Source organism: Micromonospora polyrhachis (assembly GCF_014203835.1).
GTDB classification, from domain to species: Bacteria; Actinomycetota; Actinomycetes; order Mycobacteriales; family Micromonosporaceae; genus Micromonospora_H; species Micromonospora_H polyrhachis.
In genome coordinates this window covers 6,413,257-6,429,449 of sequence record NZ_JACHJW010000001.1, presented here as the reverse complement: position 1 = coordinate 6,429,449, position 16,193 = coordinate 6,413,257, and the positions used below count along the sequence as shown (strand labels likewise).

Below are 16,193 nucleotides of genomic sequence, written 5' to 3'. Positions count from 1 at the left end.
GTCGGCCCCCGACCGGCTTACTTCGGCAGTTCGTCACGCAGGTCGTTGACCTCCTGTTGCAACCGGTCGACGGCGTCCCGATCGTTGAGGAAGGTGCTGACACCGGCCAGGAAGGCCACCCCGATCAGCACCGCCAGGATGCTGAGCACCAGCCCGCCGATCGCGACCCCCCGGCCGGTCACCCCGGGCCGCCGGGCCATCTTCAGCCCGATCACGGCCAGGATGATCCCGATGATGCCGAGGATGAGCCCCAGCGTGGAGAGGATGACGGTAAGGCCACTGATCAGGGCTGACACGCCGAACACCAGAGAGAAGGTGGCGGCGGCGCTGGTCTTGGCGTGGGTGGTGGGTCCGTGCGGACCCCGGCTGGGCGCAGCCATGCTGCCGCCAGCCGGACGGTCGGGAGTCGTCATGATCTTCCTTTCGGATCCAGTACGCCGGTCGGCTCGGTCGAGCACGACCTACTGCCGTCTGATGTCCTCGCCGGCATGACGGGCCTGCCCCTGAAGGTTCTGGGCAGCGCCCCGGCTCTCATCCCGTACTGCGGACGCTCCGCCAGCCGCCTTCGACTTCACCGCCTCAGCCGCGTGCTGTGCCGGCTCCCGCAGGTTGTCCCGCATCTGCTGGGCCGCACCGCTGGCCTGCTGCTTGAACTCGTCGGAGTGTTCCATCGCCGTTCGCTTGGCCTGCCCGGCGAGTTGCTGCTCGGAGCGGCTCGGCGGCACCAGGGCGGCGGCGAGCAGCCCCACCCCGAAGGCGATCAGGCCGGCGGCCAACGGGCTTCCCTCGGTCCGTTCCATGGACATGTGCGGCATCGACTTCGCCCGGTCCCGCATCGACGAGGCCGTCTCCGCGGCCCGGTGCGACGCCTCCGACGCCCTGTCTCCCCCGGCCTGGCGAGCGTGGCTGGCCGTACCCATGATCCTTTCTCGGGCCCGGCCCAGAGCCCCGCGCGCCTGACCCATCCGCTCGTTGGCCATCCGTCGAGGGTTGACCCGGTCGGTCAAGGCGTCGACGTCGCTGCTCAGCTCATCACGGGTCTGCTCGATGTCTCGGCGGATCCGATCGGGATTGGCTGACATGGCAACTCTCCTTTGCTCGGCTCGACTCACCGGCCCCGGAGGGCGGTCGGCATCTCCCGGACGGTTTCCTTCGTCCGTTGTAGGCCCCGGACCTCCTTCATCCGTTTGCGGGCCATGGCGAAGAGGACCGCCGCGACGACCGCCCAGATCACCGCCACGATCAGTGCCGCCCAGCCCTCGGGTATCGCCTCGGCCAGCGCCCACCAGATCGCGTACGACACGAACAGCAGCACCATGAAACCGGCCAGGGCGACACCGCCGAACATCCCGCCGGCCTTGCCTGCCGTCCGGGCATCCTGGCGCAACTCCGCCTTGGCCAACTCCACCTCCTGCCGTACCAGGGTGGAGACGTCCCGGGTCACCTCACCGAGTAGTTCACCGAGGGACAGTTGGGACCTGTCTTGTCCCGGCTCGACGACCGGGCGGGCCGGATCGCTCACCTCGGCACCTCCGTACCCGGCGTGGTCGAATGTGGCGTACCCGGCGTGGTCGGATACGGCGTGGCCGGATGGGCCCCGCCCTCGACGCCAGCGCCCGGACCAGCGGGAGCGGTCCGACCAGCGGCACGACTCGGACCGGAGGTGCCGTCGCCCGCCCCGGACATGTTCCGGGTCAGTCGCCCGACCAGCGCCCCGGCCACCGCCGCGACAGCCAGGAAGGTGCCAGGATGCTGCCGGGCGTAGTGGCGTACCTCGTCCACCACCGTGCCGGGCTCGCGATCCGCCAGCCAACCCGCCGCCTGGTTGGCGGAGTGCGAGGCCCGTCGGACCATCTCGGTGGCCATTCCCGACTGGTCGCTACGACTCGCCATCTCCGCCAACTCGTGGCCGAGCCCACGCAGCCCTTCGACGACGCGGTTCTGCTGGGTCTGTGCCTGTTGGCGCAGTTGCGCGGAGGCTTCGCCCATCAGGTCGCGGGCCTGTCGGTTGGCCTCGCCCGCGACCTCGCGGGTCTGGCCGGCGGCGTGGTGCGCCACCTCACTCCCCGCGTGCGTCGCTTCGTGCCCGACCTGCGTCGCCTGGTTACGGGCCTGTTGGGCCTTACCAGCCGCCGCACTCTGCGGTGATCCGGCCTGCTTGCCTGCTGCCATCTGGTCTTTCCCCCTTCGGCGTCACCCGGACCCGGCATCCTTCGGCACCACCCCGCCGATACCGGATGGGTGAATGCCGCCAGCGCGTACCCCGGCGGATTTCGAATACACCTCCGCCGAGGTTCCTTCGCCTGCGCGCTCTGGCACGTCGATGTCGATCAGGGCAACATGTGGGATACCCCGACCGCCGACGCCCAGGGGAGACCAAGTTGGCCGAAATCGTGCTGCACGACCTGGTAAAGACCTATCCGGGTACGAAGGTCCGGGCCACCGACGACATCAGCCTGCGGGTGGCCGACGGGGAGTTCCTCGTACTGGTCGGCCCGAGTGGCTGTGGCAAGACCACTCTGCTGCGTCTGATCGCCGGGCTGGAATCGCCGGACGCCGGCACCGTACACATCGGCGGGCGGGACGTCACCGACCTGCCCGCCCGGCAACGCAACCTGTCCATGGTGTTCCAGTCCTACGCGATCTTTCCGCATCTGCGGGTACGACAGAACATCGGGTTCGGGCTCGCCATGCGCCTGATGCCGAAACCGGAGATCGACCGCCGGGTCGCCGAGGCCGCCGAACTACTGGACCTCACCGACGTCCTCGACCGCCATCCCGCGCAGCTCTCCGGTGGGCAGCGCCAGCGCGTGGCCGTCGCCCGGGCCATCGTCGTCGACGCCGGGGTGCTGCTGATGGACGAGCCTCTGTCCAACTTGGATGCTCTGCTGCGGATGCAGTTCCGCACCGAACTGAAGCGGCTCGTCGGCAAGCTCGGCACCACCATCGTCTACGTCACCCACGACCAGGCCGAGGCGCTGTCCCTCGGCGACCGGGTCGCGGTCATGCGCCAGGGCCGGATCGTGCAACTCGGTCCGCCGCTACAGGTCTACGACGCGCCCGCCGACGAGTTCGTCGGCGGGTTCCTCGGCGCACCTCCGATGAACTTCCTGCCCGCCCGGCTTGAGCGAAGCGCCGGACGGGCCAGACTGCACCTCGCCGACCGGATGGTCCCCCTACCCCACCTGGGCGCGTACAACGGCGCTTCGGTCACCGTCGGTATCCGAGCGGAGAACCTGGAGGTCCACAATGTGGACGCACCCGATCGGCTGCCCGCACGGGTGGAGGTGGTCGAGCCGACCGGAGCAGCGATCCTGCTCACCGTCGACGTGGCCGGACGATCGGTGAAGGTGCAGACACCCACCACGACGACCGCCAGCGTCGGGCAGGTGGTGTTCCTGTCCCTCGACCCCGACCGGATCCGCCTCTACGACCCCGCCACCTCGGTCGCGATCCCGACCATCGAACCGGCCGCATGACGAGTCAGCGGACTGGGTACGGTTACCGCCGTGTTGTGCTCGGGAGTCGTACTCAGCGACCGCTACCGTCTTGACGAACGTCTCGCCACCGGCGGGATGGGCGACGTGTGGCGCGCGACCGATCTGTTGCTGGACCGTGAGGTCGCGGTAAAGATCCTGCTCCCGAGCCTGCTGACCGACCCGACCTTCATCGCCCGGTTCCGCGCCGAGGCGAAGATGATGGCCGCTCTGCACCACCCGGGAATCGTCCGGGTGTACGACGTCGGCGAGGACCCGAACGCGCCGGGCGGCAGCGCCGACTACCTGGTCATGGAGTACGTCCACGGCGAACCGCTCAACCGCCGGATCGAGGCGGCCGGCCAACTCGACGTGCCGCAGACCCTCTCCGTGCTGGCCCAGTCCGCGGACGCACTGCACGCCGCGCACGAGAAGGGGATCGTCCATCGTGACGTGAAGCCGAGCAACCTGCTGGTCCAGCCGGACGGGACGGTGGTCCTGGTCGACTTCGGGGTGGCCCGGTCCACCTCTGTGACCAGCATCACGAGCACGAACGGCATCCCGGGCACCGCCCTGTACATGGCTCCCGAGCAGGCCTCCGGTCGGCCGGTCTCCGCCGCCACCGACATCTACGCGCTGGGGGCGGTGGCGTACTGCTGCCTCGCCGGCGCGCCTCCGTTCACCGGAGACACTCCGCTCGAGGTCGCGGTACGACACCTGGACGAGATGCCCCCGCCGCTGCCTGCCGAGGTGCCCGCCCCGGTCGCCGAGTTGATCATGCGGGCGTTGGCGAAGGATCCCGCCGAGCGGTATCCCACCGCGGCCGCCTTCGCCGCCGCCGCCCGAGCCCTTGCCGGCGAGGAGCCGACGACCGCCACCGGCGCCGGGGGGTTTTCCCCGATCGTCGCCGGTACGGGCGCGAAGTCGGGACCGGACACGCTGACCGAGTTGCCGGTGGTCGCCGCCCCGCCGACGCGTACCCGCTCCCGTCGGGCAACGCTGCTCAGCGTCGCGGGCGCGGTGGTGCTGGGGCTGGCCGGTCTGGCCGCCGCGCTCGGACTGAGCCGCGATACCGGACAGGACCCCACCGACCAGATCTCCCCGTCCGTGCCGGCCGTCTCCACTCCGTCCACCCAGGCCACCTCACCAGGGGTCACCACCACCGGTTCCACCGGCCGCAACCACGACCCGTCACCCGGCTCGAGCAGCTCCCCCACCGCCCAGCCGTCCTCGTCTGCCGAGCCGAGTACCGATCCCAGCACGCCGGCCAGCAACGAACCCACCCCACCCCCGGCGGGTACGACGTCCGCCACGCCGAGCCGCACGCCGCCCTCGCCCGGCCCGGAGACCACGACCGAAGCCAACTGAACGGGCTACCCCAACCACTCGGAAGCCAACCGAACGGGCTACCCCAACCACTCGGTCGCCGGCCGGTGGCCGAGTGGGCGGTTAGTCATCCCTCAGCAACACTGCTGACAGAAACTCATCGCCCATGTCCAGTTTTAGTGGTGTTTCACCCTTAGACCTCCATATCGACACCTAAGGTGTGCCCTATGCCGTTAGGAGCCTTAGGAGCCGACATGCAGGCTGAGAAACTGGTGGTGATCGGTCAGGGATACGTGGGTCTTCCCCTGGCTGTCCGCGGAGTCGAGGCGGGGTTCGACGTCGTGGGAATCGATCTCGACACCAGCCGGATCAAGCGACTCAGCGCAGGTGAGTCGTTCATCGAGGACATCTCATCCACCCGGCTCGCCGCCGCCCTGGCGACCGGGCGATACCTACCGACCACCGACTACGGGGACGCGAGGGACTTCGACGTCTGTGTGATCAGCGTGCCCACCCCGCTGCGGGACGGCGCACCGGACCTCAGCTACGTCGAGCAGGCCGGCATCGCCCTCGCCCCCCACATCCGCCCCGGCTGCACCGTCATCCTGGAGTCGACCACCTACCCCGGCACCACCGAGGAACTGCTCTGCCCGCTGCTGATGCAGGGCAGTGGCCTGCGCAGTCCGGAGGACTTCCACGTCGGCTACAGTCCCGAGCGCATCGATCCGGGAAATTCGATCTGGCGGCTGGAGAACACCCCGAAGGTGGTCTCCGGAATCGACGCCATGGCCCTGGCGAAGGTCGACGCCTTCTATCGCCGGATCGTCGACCGGACGGTCACGGTCGACTCCACCCGGGTCGCGGAACTCACCAAGCTGATCGAGAACACGTACCGCCAGGTCAACATCGCACTCGTCAACGAGCTGACCGTGCTCGCCCACCAACTGGACGTCAACGTCTGGCAGGCCATCGACGCCGCCGCCACCAAACCCTTCGGCTTCATGGCCTTCCGCCCCGGCCCCGGTGTGGGCGGACACTGCCTGCCGATCGACCCGTGCTACCTGTCCTGGCAGGTCAAGCGCACCTTGAACCGGCAGTTCCGATTCGTGGAGTTGGCCAGCGACATCAACCACTCGATGCCGCAACACGTGGCAAACCGGATCATGGCCGGGTTGAACCAACGGGGCCGGTCGATGAAGGACGCCCAGTTGCTCCTGCTGGGTCTCGCGTACAAGAAGAACACCGGCGACATGCGGGACTCCCCGGCCGTCGACGTGGCCGCCGAGTTGGCCAAGCTCGGGGCCCGGATTCGCGCGGTCGAACCGTACGCCGAGCTGGGGCACATCCCACCGGGCGTGACCCTGGTCAACCTGACCGAGAAGGAGGTCCGCACCGCCGACGCCGTGGTGGTGGTGACCGACCACGACACGCTGGACTACGACCTGGTCACCGACTCGGCCAGCTACGTCTTCGACACCCGCAACCGGTGCACCGGGCCCAACGTCGAGCGGTTGTGACCCGACCGGATCGCATGCCCTCGTGGACAAAACCTCAAGAACAAAATCCTATTCGTCTCTTTATGGCCAGAAAACGGCTTATAGTGCTTGTGCCCATCTAACTCACCCAGAACGGCGATAACAGCAAACAGGGAGCGATTACATGCGAGGCGGCACGATTCTGGTCACCGGCGGCGCGGGCTTCATCGGCTCGCACCTGGTCGACGCCCTAGTGGCCCGGGGCGACCGAGTGGTCGTACTGGACAACTTGCCCGCCGGCCGGCTCAGCAACCTCAGTCGGGTGGCGGGGCACCCCAACTTCGAGTTCGTCCAGGGCTCGGTTCTGGACGAGGTCATCGTCGACGAACTGGTGCACCGCTGTGACACCGTCGTCCACCTGGCAGCCGCCGTCGGCGTAAAGCTGATCATGGAGCAGCCACTCAAGACCTTCAACACGAACATCCGCGGCTCACAGACCGTCATCGCCGCAGCCCACCGGTATCAGCGCAAAATCATGATCGCCAGCACCTCGGAGATCTACGGCAAGAACTCCCACGGCCCACTGGCCGAGACCGCCGACCGGGTGATCGGCAGCCCCGCGGTGGCTCGGTGGGCGTACAGCACGGCCAAGGCGGTGGACGAGACGCTCGCCAACGCGTACCACCGGGAACGGGGCCTGCCCACCGTGGTGGTCCGGTTCTTCAACGTCGTCGGCCCCCGGCAGAGCCCGCACAACGGCATGGTGATCCCCCGGCTGGTCCGGCAGGCGATCCGCGACGAACCGCTGACCATCTACGGCGACGGGTCGCAGATCCGCTGCTTCACCCACGTCCTCGACGCGGTCGCCGCGCTGGCCACCCTGCTCGACACCGAGGCCGCCATCGGTGAGACGTTCAATGTCGGCAACCCCGAAGAGGTCAGCATCCTCGACCTCGCCGAGCGGATCATCAAACACTCGGCTAGCGGTTCGCAGCTACGGCTCGTGCCGTACGACACGGCCTACTCGGCCGGCTTCGAGGACATGGAGCGCCGGGTGCCCGACATCGGCAAACTGTGCGCACTCACCGGCTGGCGGCCGGGGCGGACCTTGGACGACATCCTCCAGGACGTCATCGTCGAGGCGCAGGCCGAGGCACGTGCGGCGATGTCACGGGTGTGAGTGGATAGCCTGCCCACGCCGCACCGACGTGGGGTCGCCGGCCCCGTACAGCCGACGACCCCACCCTCGGTCAGGTCACTCCACGCCGAGCGCCTCCACCACGGGCCGACGGACCGCCCGCCGGGCCGGTAGCACCGAGGCGGCCAGCGCGGCGACCGCGGCAACCGCGAGGATCAACCCGAGCTGTCCCCAGGGCAGCACCACCGTGAAGTCGCCGCCGAGCTCGTTGAGGAAGCTCACCGCACCCGCACTGACCCCTGTGCCCAACCCGACCCCGAGCAGCGCCCCGACCAGGGCCATCAGCACCGCCTCGATGGCCAACATGCCCCGCATCCGACCCCGGGTCAGCCCAACCGCCCGAAGCACACCGTTCTCCCGGGTGCGCTCGACCACCGACAGGGTCAGCGTGTTCGCCACCCCGACCAGGGCGATCACCACCGCCAGCCCCAGCATGGCGGTAACGAACATCAGCAGCATGTCCACCGTTCCGGTGAGCGACTTCTTATAGCCGGCCTGATCCATCAGGGTCACCGTCGGATAGTCGGCGAGGACCGTCGCGATGGCATCCCGGGCCCGCTGATCGGACACCCCGTCCGCCGCGTCCAGTTGTGCCACGTAGCCGGGGCGATCCGGGAACATCGCGGTGAACTCGTCATCGGACAGCACGATCGTCTGGCCGGCCGGCAGGTCGCTACCCGACATCATCGGGCCCCCCTTGGGCTCCACCACGGCCACCACCCGGAACGACCGGCCGGCGATCCGCACCGACGAGTCGACGGCCAAGCCACGCGTCCGGGCCAACTCCCCGTAGACCAACACGGTGCCGGAGCCGAGCCGGCCCACGTCCCCGGCGACCACCCGGTCGAGACCGCGCCCCACCAGATCCCGGTGCCCGGAGATGACCCGTATCCCGTCCGACTCGACGGTGCGGGGCACGTTCAGCGGGCCCACCTCGGGACGGCCCCTCAGGTCCGCCACCAGGCTCGCCGGCAGGTCCACACCGATCGCGGTCACCAGATAGTCGGCACCGATCTGGTTGTCGACGCTACGCTCGATGCCCTCCTTGGTGCTCTGCGCGCCGACCATGAAAGCCGACACCAGACCGATCCCGATCACCAATGCGGTGGCGGTGGCGGCGATCCGGCGTGGGTTGCGTACGGCGTTGGCGACCGCGAGGTCGGCGGTGCTGCGCAACAGCAGCCGGAACGGCCAACCGAGGACCCGGACCAGGGCCGGGACCAGCATCGGTCCGAAGAGCACGATGCCGGCGAAGGTGAGCACGCCGCCGGCGGCGACCACCAGCGCACTGCCGGTGGCCCCAGCCAGCAGCAACGCCACCACGCCGGCGGCGAAGACGATCGCACCGATCAACAGCCGGAGCCAGCCAGCGCTCCGGGTGGTCTGTACCGCGGCGTCGGAGAGCGCGGCGACCGGAGACACCCGAGTGCCCCGCCAGGCCGGGACGATCGCCGCACCGACGGTGATCGCCATGCCCAGGAGGGTCGACACCACCACCGTCGAGACGGAGAGCGCTACCCCGTCAGAGCGTCCGTCCGGCAGCACCAGCGTGCCCAGACCAACGGCGATACCCGCACCCAACAGCACACCGACGAGGGAGGCAACGAACCCGATCACGCCCGACTCCAGCAACACCGAGCGGAAGGCCTGCCCCCGGGTCGCTCCCACCACCCGCAGCAACGCGATCCGCCGGGTCCGCTGGGCCAGCACGATGGTGAAGGTGTTGGCGATGACGAACGCGGCCACCAGCACCGAGATCACGGCGAACATCAGCAACACCATGCTGAACTGGCTGGCGTCCTGAACGGCGTCCTGCACCCCTTCGTCGATGATCTGCTGGTGGGTCTTTACGGTCGTCTTGGCCCCGGCGACCGAGCCGATGCGGCGGGCCAACTCCTCGTCGGACACCCCGTCCGCACCGGCGACCATGATCCGGCCGTAACCCTTGTTGTCGGTCACCCTCATCGCGTCGGGCCCGGTCAGGCCGATGAACGCCCCGCCGAAGTCCCGGCTGGTGCCCTCGACATCGACCACACCCACCAGGGTGTAGTCGCTCGCCTGGCCGCCGGCGCCACCGATACGTACCATCGATCCGACGGTGAACTTCTCCTCCTCGACCGTCCCGGTGTCGAGCACCGCCTCGCCGGAGCGTTGCGGCAGCCGGCCCTGGGGGACGTCGTACGACTGCAACGCCGGATCGACCGGCACGCTGGCCACCAGCGAGTAGCCAAGTACGGGCTTGCCGTCGGCACCGAGCACGCCACCGAGCCCGGTTAGCTCCCCCTCGGCGGCCCGTACCCCGTCGACGCCCCGTACCCGGTCGACCGCGACCTGGTCGAATCCTGTCGCGTCCGGTTCGGCGTCGACCAGATAGACGGCGGCGTCGGTATTACGGTCGAACACGCCCGCCTTGGTGTAGGCCGACTTCTTCATGCTGTCGGTGATCATCAGGGTGCCGGCGATGAACGCCACGCCGAGCACGATGGCCAGCGAGGAGAGCGCCAGCCGGAGCGCGTCCGCCCGCAGGGACCGCAGGGTGAGGCGGAACATCCCTCACCGTCCCTGAGCCGGGGCGGCGGCCGAGACGTCGAGCCGGGCCAGCACGTCGAGGACCTTCTCCGCGGTCGGCTGGGCCAGGTCGTGCACGAACCGCCCATCGGCCAGGAAGACCACCCGGTCGGCGTGGCTGGCCGCGACCGGGTCGTGGGTCACCATGATCACGGTCTGGCCGAGGGTGTCCACGGCCTCGCGCAACAGCCGAAGCACCTCGGCACCGGAGCGTGAGTCGAGGTTGCCGGTGGGTTCGTCGGCGAAGACCACCCAGGGCCGGGTCACCAGCGCCCGGGCGATCGCCACCCGCTGCTGCTGCCCGCCGGAGAGCTCGCTGGGTCGATGCGTCAGCCGGTCGGCGAGCCGGACCGCCGCGACGACCTGCTCGAACCAGGCGGCGTCCGGCTTGCGTCCGGCGATCGCCAACGGCAGGCGGATGTTCTCCGCCGCCGACAGCGCCGGCAGCAGGTTGAACTTCTGGAACACGAAGCCGACATGGTCACGCCGCAGCAGGGTCAGCCGCTTGTCGTCCAGCCGGGTGATGTCGATGTCGCCGAGGTGGACCGCACCGGCGTCGGCCCGATCCAGTCCGGCGAGACAGTGCATCAGCGTGGACTTGCCGGAGCCGGACGGACCCATGATCGCCGTGAACCTACCGGCGGCGAAGTCGACGTCGACGGCGTCGAGGGCGGTGACGGCGGCGGCACCGGAGCCGTACCTCTTGGTCAGGCCCCGGGCCGTCACCGCGACGCTCTTGGATACGGTGGGTGGTGCGGCGACGGACACGTTTACTCCCTGCTCAGCAGCGGTTGTTGGACGTGTTCGACGCTATGCGCGACCGGCCCCAGACGATCTCCATCTGGACGCTCGACCTGACTACCTCCAAGGTCGTGTCCCTAGGTGGGAAGCCCTACGCCGTAGGTCGTAGACCGCCCCGCCCGATTCAGCCGCCCGGGGTGACCAGACCGCTCTCGTAGGCCAGCACCACCGCCTGCACCCGGTCCCGTAGCTGCAGCTTGGCAAGGATCTTGCCGACGTGGGTCTTGACGGTCGCCTCCGCCACGAACAACCGGCCGGCGATCTCGGCGTTGGACAGCCCTTCCGCCACCAGCAACAGGATCTCCCGCTCCCGGTCGGTGAGCTGGTCCAGCCGGGGATCGGCCACCGGCCCCGGCCCGAGTTGCCCGGCGAACCGGTCGAGCAGTCGGCGGGTGATGAACGGGGCCACCACCGAGTCTCCACTGGCCACCACCCGGATCGCGGCCAACAGCTCCTCCGGTGGGACGTTCTTGAGCAGGAAACCGCTCGCCCCGGCCTGCAACGCCGCGAAGGCGTCGGCCTCGGTGTCGAAGGTGGTCAACACCAGCACCCGGGGACGCTGTGCCGCCGGCAGGTCAGCCAGACGGCGGGTCGCCTCCACGCCATCCATCGTCGGCATCCGGATGTCCATCACCACGACGTCGGTCGGGGTCCGGGCCAGCACCCGCAACGCGTCCGCGCCGTCGATCGCCTCCCCCACCACCGCCATGTCGGGCTGGGAGCCGAGGACCATCCGGAAGCCGGCCCGGACCAGCGCCTGGTCATCGACGATCACCACACGAATTGTCATCGATATCCTTCTGTGGAAGCCCCGGGCTTTGGCCGTGGGGAGGAAACGGAACCCCTGCGAAGCAGGTCAGGGGTAGCCCATCCGCCGCCAGGGCGGATGGGTGTCTGGTCAGACGTTGCGCTGGCTCTCGACATACCTCTTCGCGATCTCCAGGGTCGCGCCTCCGACTGTGGCGACGAAGTACGAGTTGGTCCACAGGGTCGGGATCCGGGATCTGACCTCCGGGAACTCTTGCCGGATGAGCCGCGAGGAACGGCCCTTGATTTGCTTGACCAGACGATGGATGCCGTACTGCGGATCGACGGTGACCAGAAGGTGTACATGGTCGGGCATGGTTTCCAGTTCGACGATCGGGGCGTCACGCTCGGTGCAGACCTCGCGGATGATCTGCTTGAGTCGGATGTCGACGTCTCCGGTGATGACTTTTCGCCGGTACTTCGGGCACCAGACGACGTGGTAGGTGCAGCGGTACACGACGTTGTTGTTCGACCTGGTCTCGCCCACAGGGACAGTATGTAGCTTTGAGCTGTATGCTGATCGGCGTGAGCGAGACGGTGCGCTACACCTACCGTCTGCGGCCCGGCCGTGCGGCGGAAGCCGCACTGCTGGCCGAGTGGGGGCGCTGCCGGTGGCTGTGGAACGAGGCCGTTCACCAGCAGAAGACCGGCCGCAAGCCGACGTTCGGCAAGCTGTCGAAGCTGCTGACCGAGACCCGGGCCCGTAACGCCTGGCTGCGGTCCGGATCGCAGGTCGCTCAACAGCAGACGCTGCGCACCTATGCCGCCGCTCTCGATCACTCGTTCAAGATCAAGGGCAGGGGCCGGCCGAAGAAGAAGCGCAAGAAGGACGCCCTGCCGAGCCTGGAGTACACCACCCGGGGTTTCTCGGTCAAAGACGGCCGTCTGCGGCTGCCGAACAAGGTGACCGTCCCGGTTGTCTGGTCCCGCGAACTGCCGTCCGAGCCGACCAGCGTGCGGGTCTACCGCGACAACGTCGGCCACTGGTACGCCTCCTTCGTGGTCCGTCGCGGAACAACCGAGGCCCCCGAGGCGGGCCTTGCGGGCATCGGCGTTGACTGGGGCGTGAAGACCACCGCCACCACCACCGATCCGGCGTTCGACCTGCCGCACCTCGGACATCGCCGCCGCTGCGCGGCCGAACTGGCCAAGGCCCAACGCAAAATGGTCCGCCGACGTCGCCCGAAGGGTCAGCCGCAGTCGAAGGGCTACCAACAGGCGAAACGGCAAGCGGCCCGAATCGCCAAGAAGGCGGCCCGACAGAACACCCACGATGCCCGCGTGTGGGCCAAGAGCATCACCGACCACCATGCGCTGATCGCCGTCGAGGACTTCAAACCGAAGTTCCTCGCCCGGACCACGATGGCCCGTAAGGCGGCCGACGCCGCGATCGGCGTGTGCAAGAAGGAACTGATCGAGCGTGGCACGCGGGCGGGCCGAAAGGTGGTGCTGGTGCCGCCCGCCTACACCACGATGACCTGCTCCGGGTGCGGCGAGAGAGCCAACCTCCGCCTCGGGCTGGGTGTGCGGACTTTCGAGTGCGCGGCCTGCGGCTACACCGCAGACCGTGACCTCAACGCCGCGAGGACGATCCTCGCCACGGCTGAACGCCACCGTGCCAGTGCCGACGACGTGAGACATCTGATTGCCTCCTTCCGGGGCGGTGGATCAGGTGCGGTCCGAGCTGGGAATCCCGGGCCTGCCCGGGAGGGAAAACCCCCCGGATTAATCCACGGGGATCGTTAAGCTGTCCCCTCGGTTGCCGCTCGCAGCGACGGTAACGGCAGCCGCGCCTCGACCTGCCAGCCGCCGGCCAGTCGTGCGCCGACCTGCAGGCTGCCGCCGTACACCGCCACCCGCTCGCGCATACCGATGAGACCATGCCCACCGGAGAGCGACGGGCTGACACTGCCCCGGCCCCGCCCGTCGTCGATGATCCGTACGGTCAGCCCGTCAGGCCCGGTGTAGTCGAGTACGACCTCGGTGTCGGCCCCGGCACCCGCATGCTTGAGCACGTTGGTCAACGCCTCCTGCACCACCCGGTAGAGGGTCAGCTCCACCCCGGCGGGCAGTGGCGTCGGGGTCCCCCGCACGGCGTACCGGACAACCAACCCGGCTCGGCGTGAGCGATCGAGCAGGGTTTCCAGCTCACCGATGGCCAGCCGCCGCCGGCCCGGGTCCGGCCCGAGGCCCGAGATGCCTGTCGCGTCGTCGCCGGATCCGGGCCGGACAGCCGTCCCGCCCTGCCCCACCACCGCCCCGAATCGGGCGACTCCCCCCGCTGCCCGGCCAGCCACCCTCCCGTCGGTACCGGCGTCACTCCCGTCGGCACCGGCGGTGCCTTCGGCCGGCATCGGCGCCGGGTCGCGGAGCACCCCCACCAGTCGCCGCATCTCCGTCAGTGCCTCGCGCCCGGTGTCCGCGACGGTCTTGACGGCGTTCCGCGCCATCCCCACATCCTGGTCGATCATGTACCGTGCCCCGTCGGCCTGGACGATCATCACCGCCATGCTGTGCGCGACGATGTCGTGCAGCTCGCGGGCGATCCGGGTGCGCTCCTCAGCCACCGCCGCCCGGGCCCGCGCATCCCGTTCCTGTTCCAGGGTGATGGCCCGCTCCTCCAGGCTGAGCACGTAGAGCCGGCGGGTACGGACATTGAGCGCGGCGAGCCACACCGAACCACACATCATCACCAGGAACACCACACTGACCCACCACACGCCCTCGGTGTTCCCGACGGTGAGCAGGATCCCGACCCCGACGGCCGCCCCGGCGACGACACCGTGCCACAGGCGTGGCGCGTACTTGACCACGCTGTACATGGCGATCAGCACGGCCAGGTCGTACACCAGGGGGTGCCAGTCGAAGGCCACCTGGAGCAGCGCGAGCGCCGCCACCACCGCCGCCGTCGCCGAGGGGTGGCGCCGCCGGAACAGCAGCGCCACCGCCATGCCGACGCCGATCAAGGTGGCCCACCAACCGCCGGGCTGGACCCCGATGCCGGCAAGCGCGAGCAGGGCGACCAAACCCGAGACGCCGACGTCGAACGCGACATGCCGCAGCGGACGGCCGAAGATGGTGCGTGCCATGTTTCCCGAGCTTACGAGGCTGTCGTCCGGTCGCCCTGGGCTGTCGTCCGGTCGCCCTGGGCTGTCAGCGCGGTTACCAGGTCCGCCCGTGCCCCGGCCACCCGCGACCGGACAGCGCTGACCGGGCAGCCGCACACCTCGGCGGCCTCCGCGTAGCTCAGGCCCAGCACCTGGGTGGCGACGAAGGCCTCCCGCCGTTCCCGGACCAGTGTGTCGAGCAGGCCGCGCAGCAGCACTGTGTCGTCGGCCTCACCATCGTGCCCCCGCCCGGCGGGTGCGGTGATCGACTCGGCGGGTGTCAAGATCCCGGTACGGTACGGAAGGATCTCAGACCGGAAGCCGCGTCTGCGATCCGACGTCCGGATCGGCCGGGAATGGTCGTTCGCGACTCGCCGGGTGATCGCCAGCAGCCAGGTACGAGCCGATGACCGGCCGGTGAACCGGGGCAACGCACGCATCGCCCGCAGGTACGTCTCCTGGGTCAACTCCTCGACGACGTGACGGTCGACCAGGTGCCCGAGGAAGCGGTGGACCTGATGCTGGGTGGTCCGGATGAAGGCCGCCGCCGCAGCCCGGTCACCGGCTCTGGCGGCCAGGGCCCACCCGGTGATGTCCGCGTCGTCGACCCCGGTCGGCTGCATTCGGGAAGGCTAACCGCCCACACCGTCGTACTCGCCGAGGCACCCCGGTGACGACCGACGTGGTGTGGCCGCCGAGGATGGAGCGGTGGGTTGTGAGCAGTGCAGAGAGTCGCTGTCGGCACGCTTGGACGGCGAGGACGACGAGGCCGACCGGCTCGCGATCGATGGACACCTCACCGGTTGCCCGGCCTGCCGACGCTGGTGGGACGACGCGGCGCTGGTGACCCGGCTGGCCCGTACCGGACTGGTCGAAGTTGGTCGTGGGGTCAGTGACGAGGTGCTGGCCGCAGCTCCCGGACCGGCCCGAGGCCGTCTGCTGCTGTCGTTACGATCCGCCCTGGGCGTCCTCGGCTTGGCGCAGTTCGTCCTCGGTCTCGTGCAGTTGACCGGCTTCACCACCGGTCACCCACACCCCGGGCTGCACACCGACCCGAACCACCTGTGGCACGAGTCCGCAGCGTGGAACGTCGCCATCGGTGCCGGGTTCGCCTGGGTCGCGCTGCGGCGCGGTCGACCCGGCGGGATCGTACCGATGTTGACCGCGTTCGTGGCGGTGCTCGGGTTGCTGTCGGTCAACGACCTGGCCGCCGGTCGGGTGGACCCGGGCCGGCTGCTCAGCCACGGGTTCCTCGTGGCGGGTTACCTGATCGTGCTGCTCCTGGCTCACCGCAACCTGGATCCGGGAGAGTCGCCAGCCGGGCCGGCTGGCGACCGACCCGGCTGGCGAGTACGTTTCGACGACGAACAGCCCGTGGAGGAGGCGACGCCGCCGCTGGGGCTCCGGATACTCCGGAGGCTTGCTCAGCCGCCCC

The 16,193-nt window shown here is 69.3% G+C and carries 15 protein-coding genes and 1 pseudogene; 6 read left to right on the top strand and 10 right to left on the bottom strand.

The genetic code is table 11. The features are described 5' to 3' along the window. Nucleotides 1–17: 17 nt before the first annotated feature. Genes FHR38_RS28385 through FHR38_RS28370 form a run of 4 tightly spaced genes read right to left on the bottom strand, consistent with a single transcriptional unit; the run spans nucleotide 18 to nucleotide 2,172 of the window. Nucleotides 18–413, bottom strand: a complete 396-nt coding sequence (locus FHR38_RS28385) for a hypothetical protein (RefSeq protein ID WP_184537950.1) — start codon at nucleotides 411–413, stop codon at nucleotides 18–20. A gap of 48 nt (nucleotides 414–461) precedes the next feature. Then, on the bottom strand, nucleotides 462–1,082 hold the full coding sequence (locus FHR38_RS28380) for a DUF3618 domain-containing protein (RefSeq protein ID WP_184537948.1): 621 nt from the start codon (nucleotides 1,080–1,082) through the stop codon (nucleotides 462–464). A 26-nt stretch (nucleotides 1,083–1,108) separates the two neighbouring features. After that, a complete protein-coding gene (locus FHR38_RS28375; protein WP_184537946.1) occupies nucleotides 1,109–1,522 on the bottom strand; it encodes a phage holin family protein in 414 nt (137 codons plus the stop codon). Continuing rightward, nucleotides 1,519–2,172 carry a hypothetical protein gene (locus FHR38_RS28370; RefSeq protein ID WP_184537943.1) on the bottom strand — a complete coding sequence of 218 codons (654 nt, stop codon included), beginning with the start codon at nucleotides 2,170–2,172 and terminating at the stop codon, nucleotides 1,519–1,521. The genes FHR38_RS28375 and FHR38_RS28370 overlap by 4 nt, the downstream gene beginning before the upstream one ends. 209 nt (nucleotides 2,173–2,381) lie before the next feature. Between FHR38_RS28370 and FHR38_RS28365 the strand changes: the two genes are divergently transcribed. The 4 genes from FHR38_RS28365 (at nucleotide 2,382) to FHR38_RS28350 (ending at nucleotide 7,457) form a co-directional block, all read left to right on the top strand. Then, nucleotides 2,382–3,479 (top strand): ABC transporter ATP-binding protein, encoded by a 1,098-nt coding sequence (locus tag FHR38_RS28365; RefSeq protein ID WP_184537941.1) that lies wholly within the window; start codon nucleotides 2,382–2,384, stop codon nucleotides 3,477–3,479. 30 nt (nucleotides 3,480–3,509) lie between these two features. Next, nucleotides 3,510–4,844 (top strand): serine/threonine-protein kinase, encoded by a 1,335-nt coding sequence (locus FHR38_RS28360; RefSeq protein ID WP_184537939.1) that lies wholly within the window; start codon nucleotides 3,510–3,512, stop codon nucleotides 4,842–4,844. 212 nt (nucleotides 4,845–5,056) lie between these two features. Next, nucleotides 5,057–6,319: a nucleotide sugar dehydrogenase gene (locus tag FHR38_RS28355; protein WP_184537937.1), complete on the top strand. Its 1,263-nt coding sequence runs from the start codon at nucleotides 5,057–5,059 to the stop codon at nucleotides 6,317–6,319. 142 nt (nucleotides 6,320–6,461) lie between these two features. Then, nucleotides 6,462–7,457 carry an NAD-dependent epimerase/dehydratase family protein gene (locus FHR38_RS28350; RefSeq protein WP_184537935.1) on the top strand — a complete coding sequence of 332 codons (996 nt, stop codon included), beginning with the start codon at nucleotides 6,462–6,464 and terminating at the stop codon, nucleotides 7,455–7,457. Between the two features lie 75 nt (nucleotides 7,458–7,532). Here the strand turns inward: FHR38_RS28350 and FHR38_RS28345 are convergent, their stop codons facing one another. From FHR38_RS28345 to tnpA, 4 genes are all read right to left on the bottom strand, one after another. After that, complete coding sequence (locus FHR38_RS28345) at nucleotides 7,533–10,025, bottom strand: ABC transporter permease (protein WP_184537933.1); 2,493 nt, start codon at nucleotides 10,023–10,025, stop codon at nucleotides 7,533–7,535. Between the two features lie 3 nt (nucleotides 10,026–10,028). Then, the gene (locus FHR38_RS28340) at nucleotides 10,029–10,811 is read right to left on the bottom strand and encodes an ABC transporter ATP-binding protein (RefSeq protein ID WP_184537931.1); all 783 of its coding nucleotides are present in this window, start codon (nucleotides 10,809–10,811) and stop codon (nucleotides 10,029–10,031) included. A gap of 157 nt (nucleotides 10,812–10,968) precedes the next feature. Continuing rightward, the gene (locus tag FHR38_RS28335) at nucleotides 10,969–11,634 is read right to left on the bottom strand and encodes a response regulator (RefSeq protein WP_184537929.1); all 666 of its coding nucleotides are present in this window, start codon (nucleotides 11,632–11,634) and stop codon (nucleotides 10,969–10,971) included. 108 nt (nucleotides 11,635–11,742) lie between these two features. Beyond that, nucleotides 11,743–12,138, bottom strand: coding sequence for an IS200/IS605 family transposase (gene tnpA / locus FHR38_RS28330; RefSeq protein WP_184537927.1), 396 nt, complete (start codon nucleotides 12,136–12,138; stop codon nucleotides 11,743–11,745). Nucleotides 12,139–12,176: 38 nt separating this feature from the next. On the opposite strand from tnpA, the gene FHR38_RS28325 reads away from it, so the two are divergent. Continuing rightward, nucleotides 12,177–13,397, top strand: coding sequence for an RNA-guided endonuclease InsQ/TnpB family protein (locus FHR38_RS28325; protein ID WP_221449224.1), 1,221 nt, complete (start codon nucleotides 12,177–12,179; stop codon nucleotides 13,395–13,397). Here FHR38_RS28325 and FHR38_RS32620 read toward each other — a convergent pair. Next, nucleotides 13,394–14,740: a sensor histidine kinase gene (locus tag FHR38_RS32620; RefSeq protein WP_246446775.1), complete on the bottom strand. Its 1,347-nt coding sequence runs from the start codon at nucleotides 14,738–14,740 to the stop codon at nucleotides 13,394–13,396. The two genes, FHR38_RS28325 and FHR38_RS32620, sit on opposite strands and share 4 nt — an antisense overlap. Before the next feature lie 11 nt (nucleotides 14,741–14,751). Then, nucleotides 14,752–15,381, bottom strand: coding sequence for a sigma-70 family RNA polymerase sigma factor (locus tag FHR38_RS28315; protein WP_184537923.1), 630 nt, complete (start codon nucleotides 15,379–15,381; stop codon nucleotides 14,752–14,754). Between the two features lie 85 nt (nucleotides 15,382–15,466). Between FHR38_RS28315 and FHR38_RS33660 the strand changes: the two are divergent. Next, nucleotides 15,467–16,168: pseudogene (locus FHR38_RS33660) on the top strand (zf-HC2 domain-containing protein); the annotation flags it as partial. Nucleotides 16,169–16,193 lie beyond the last annotated feature (25 nt).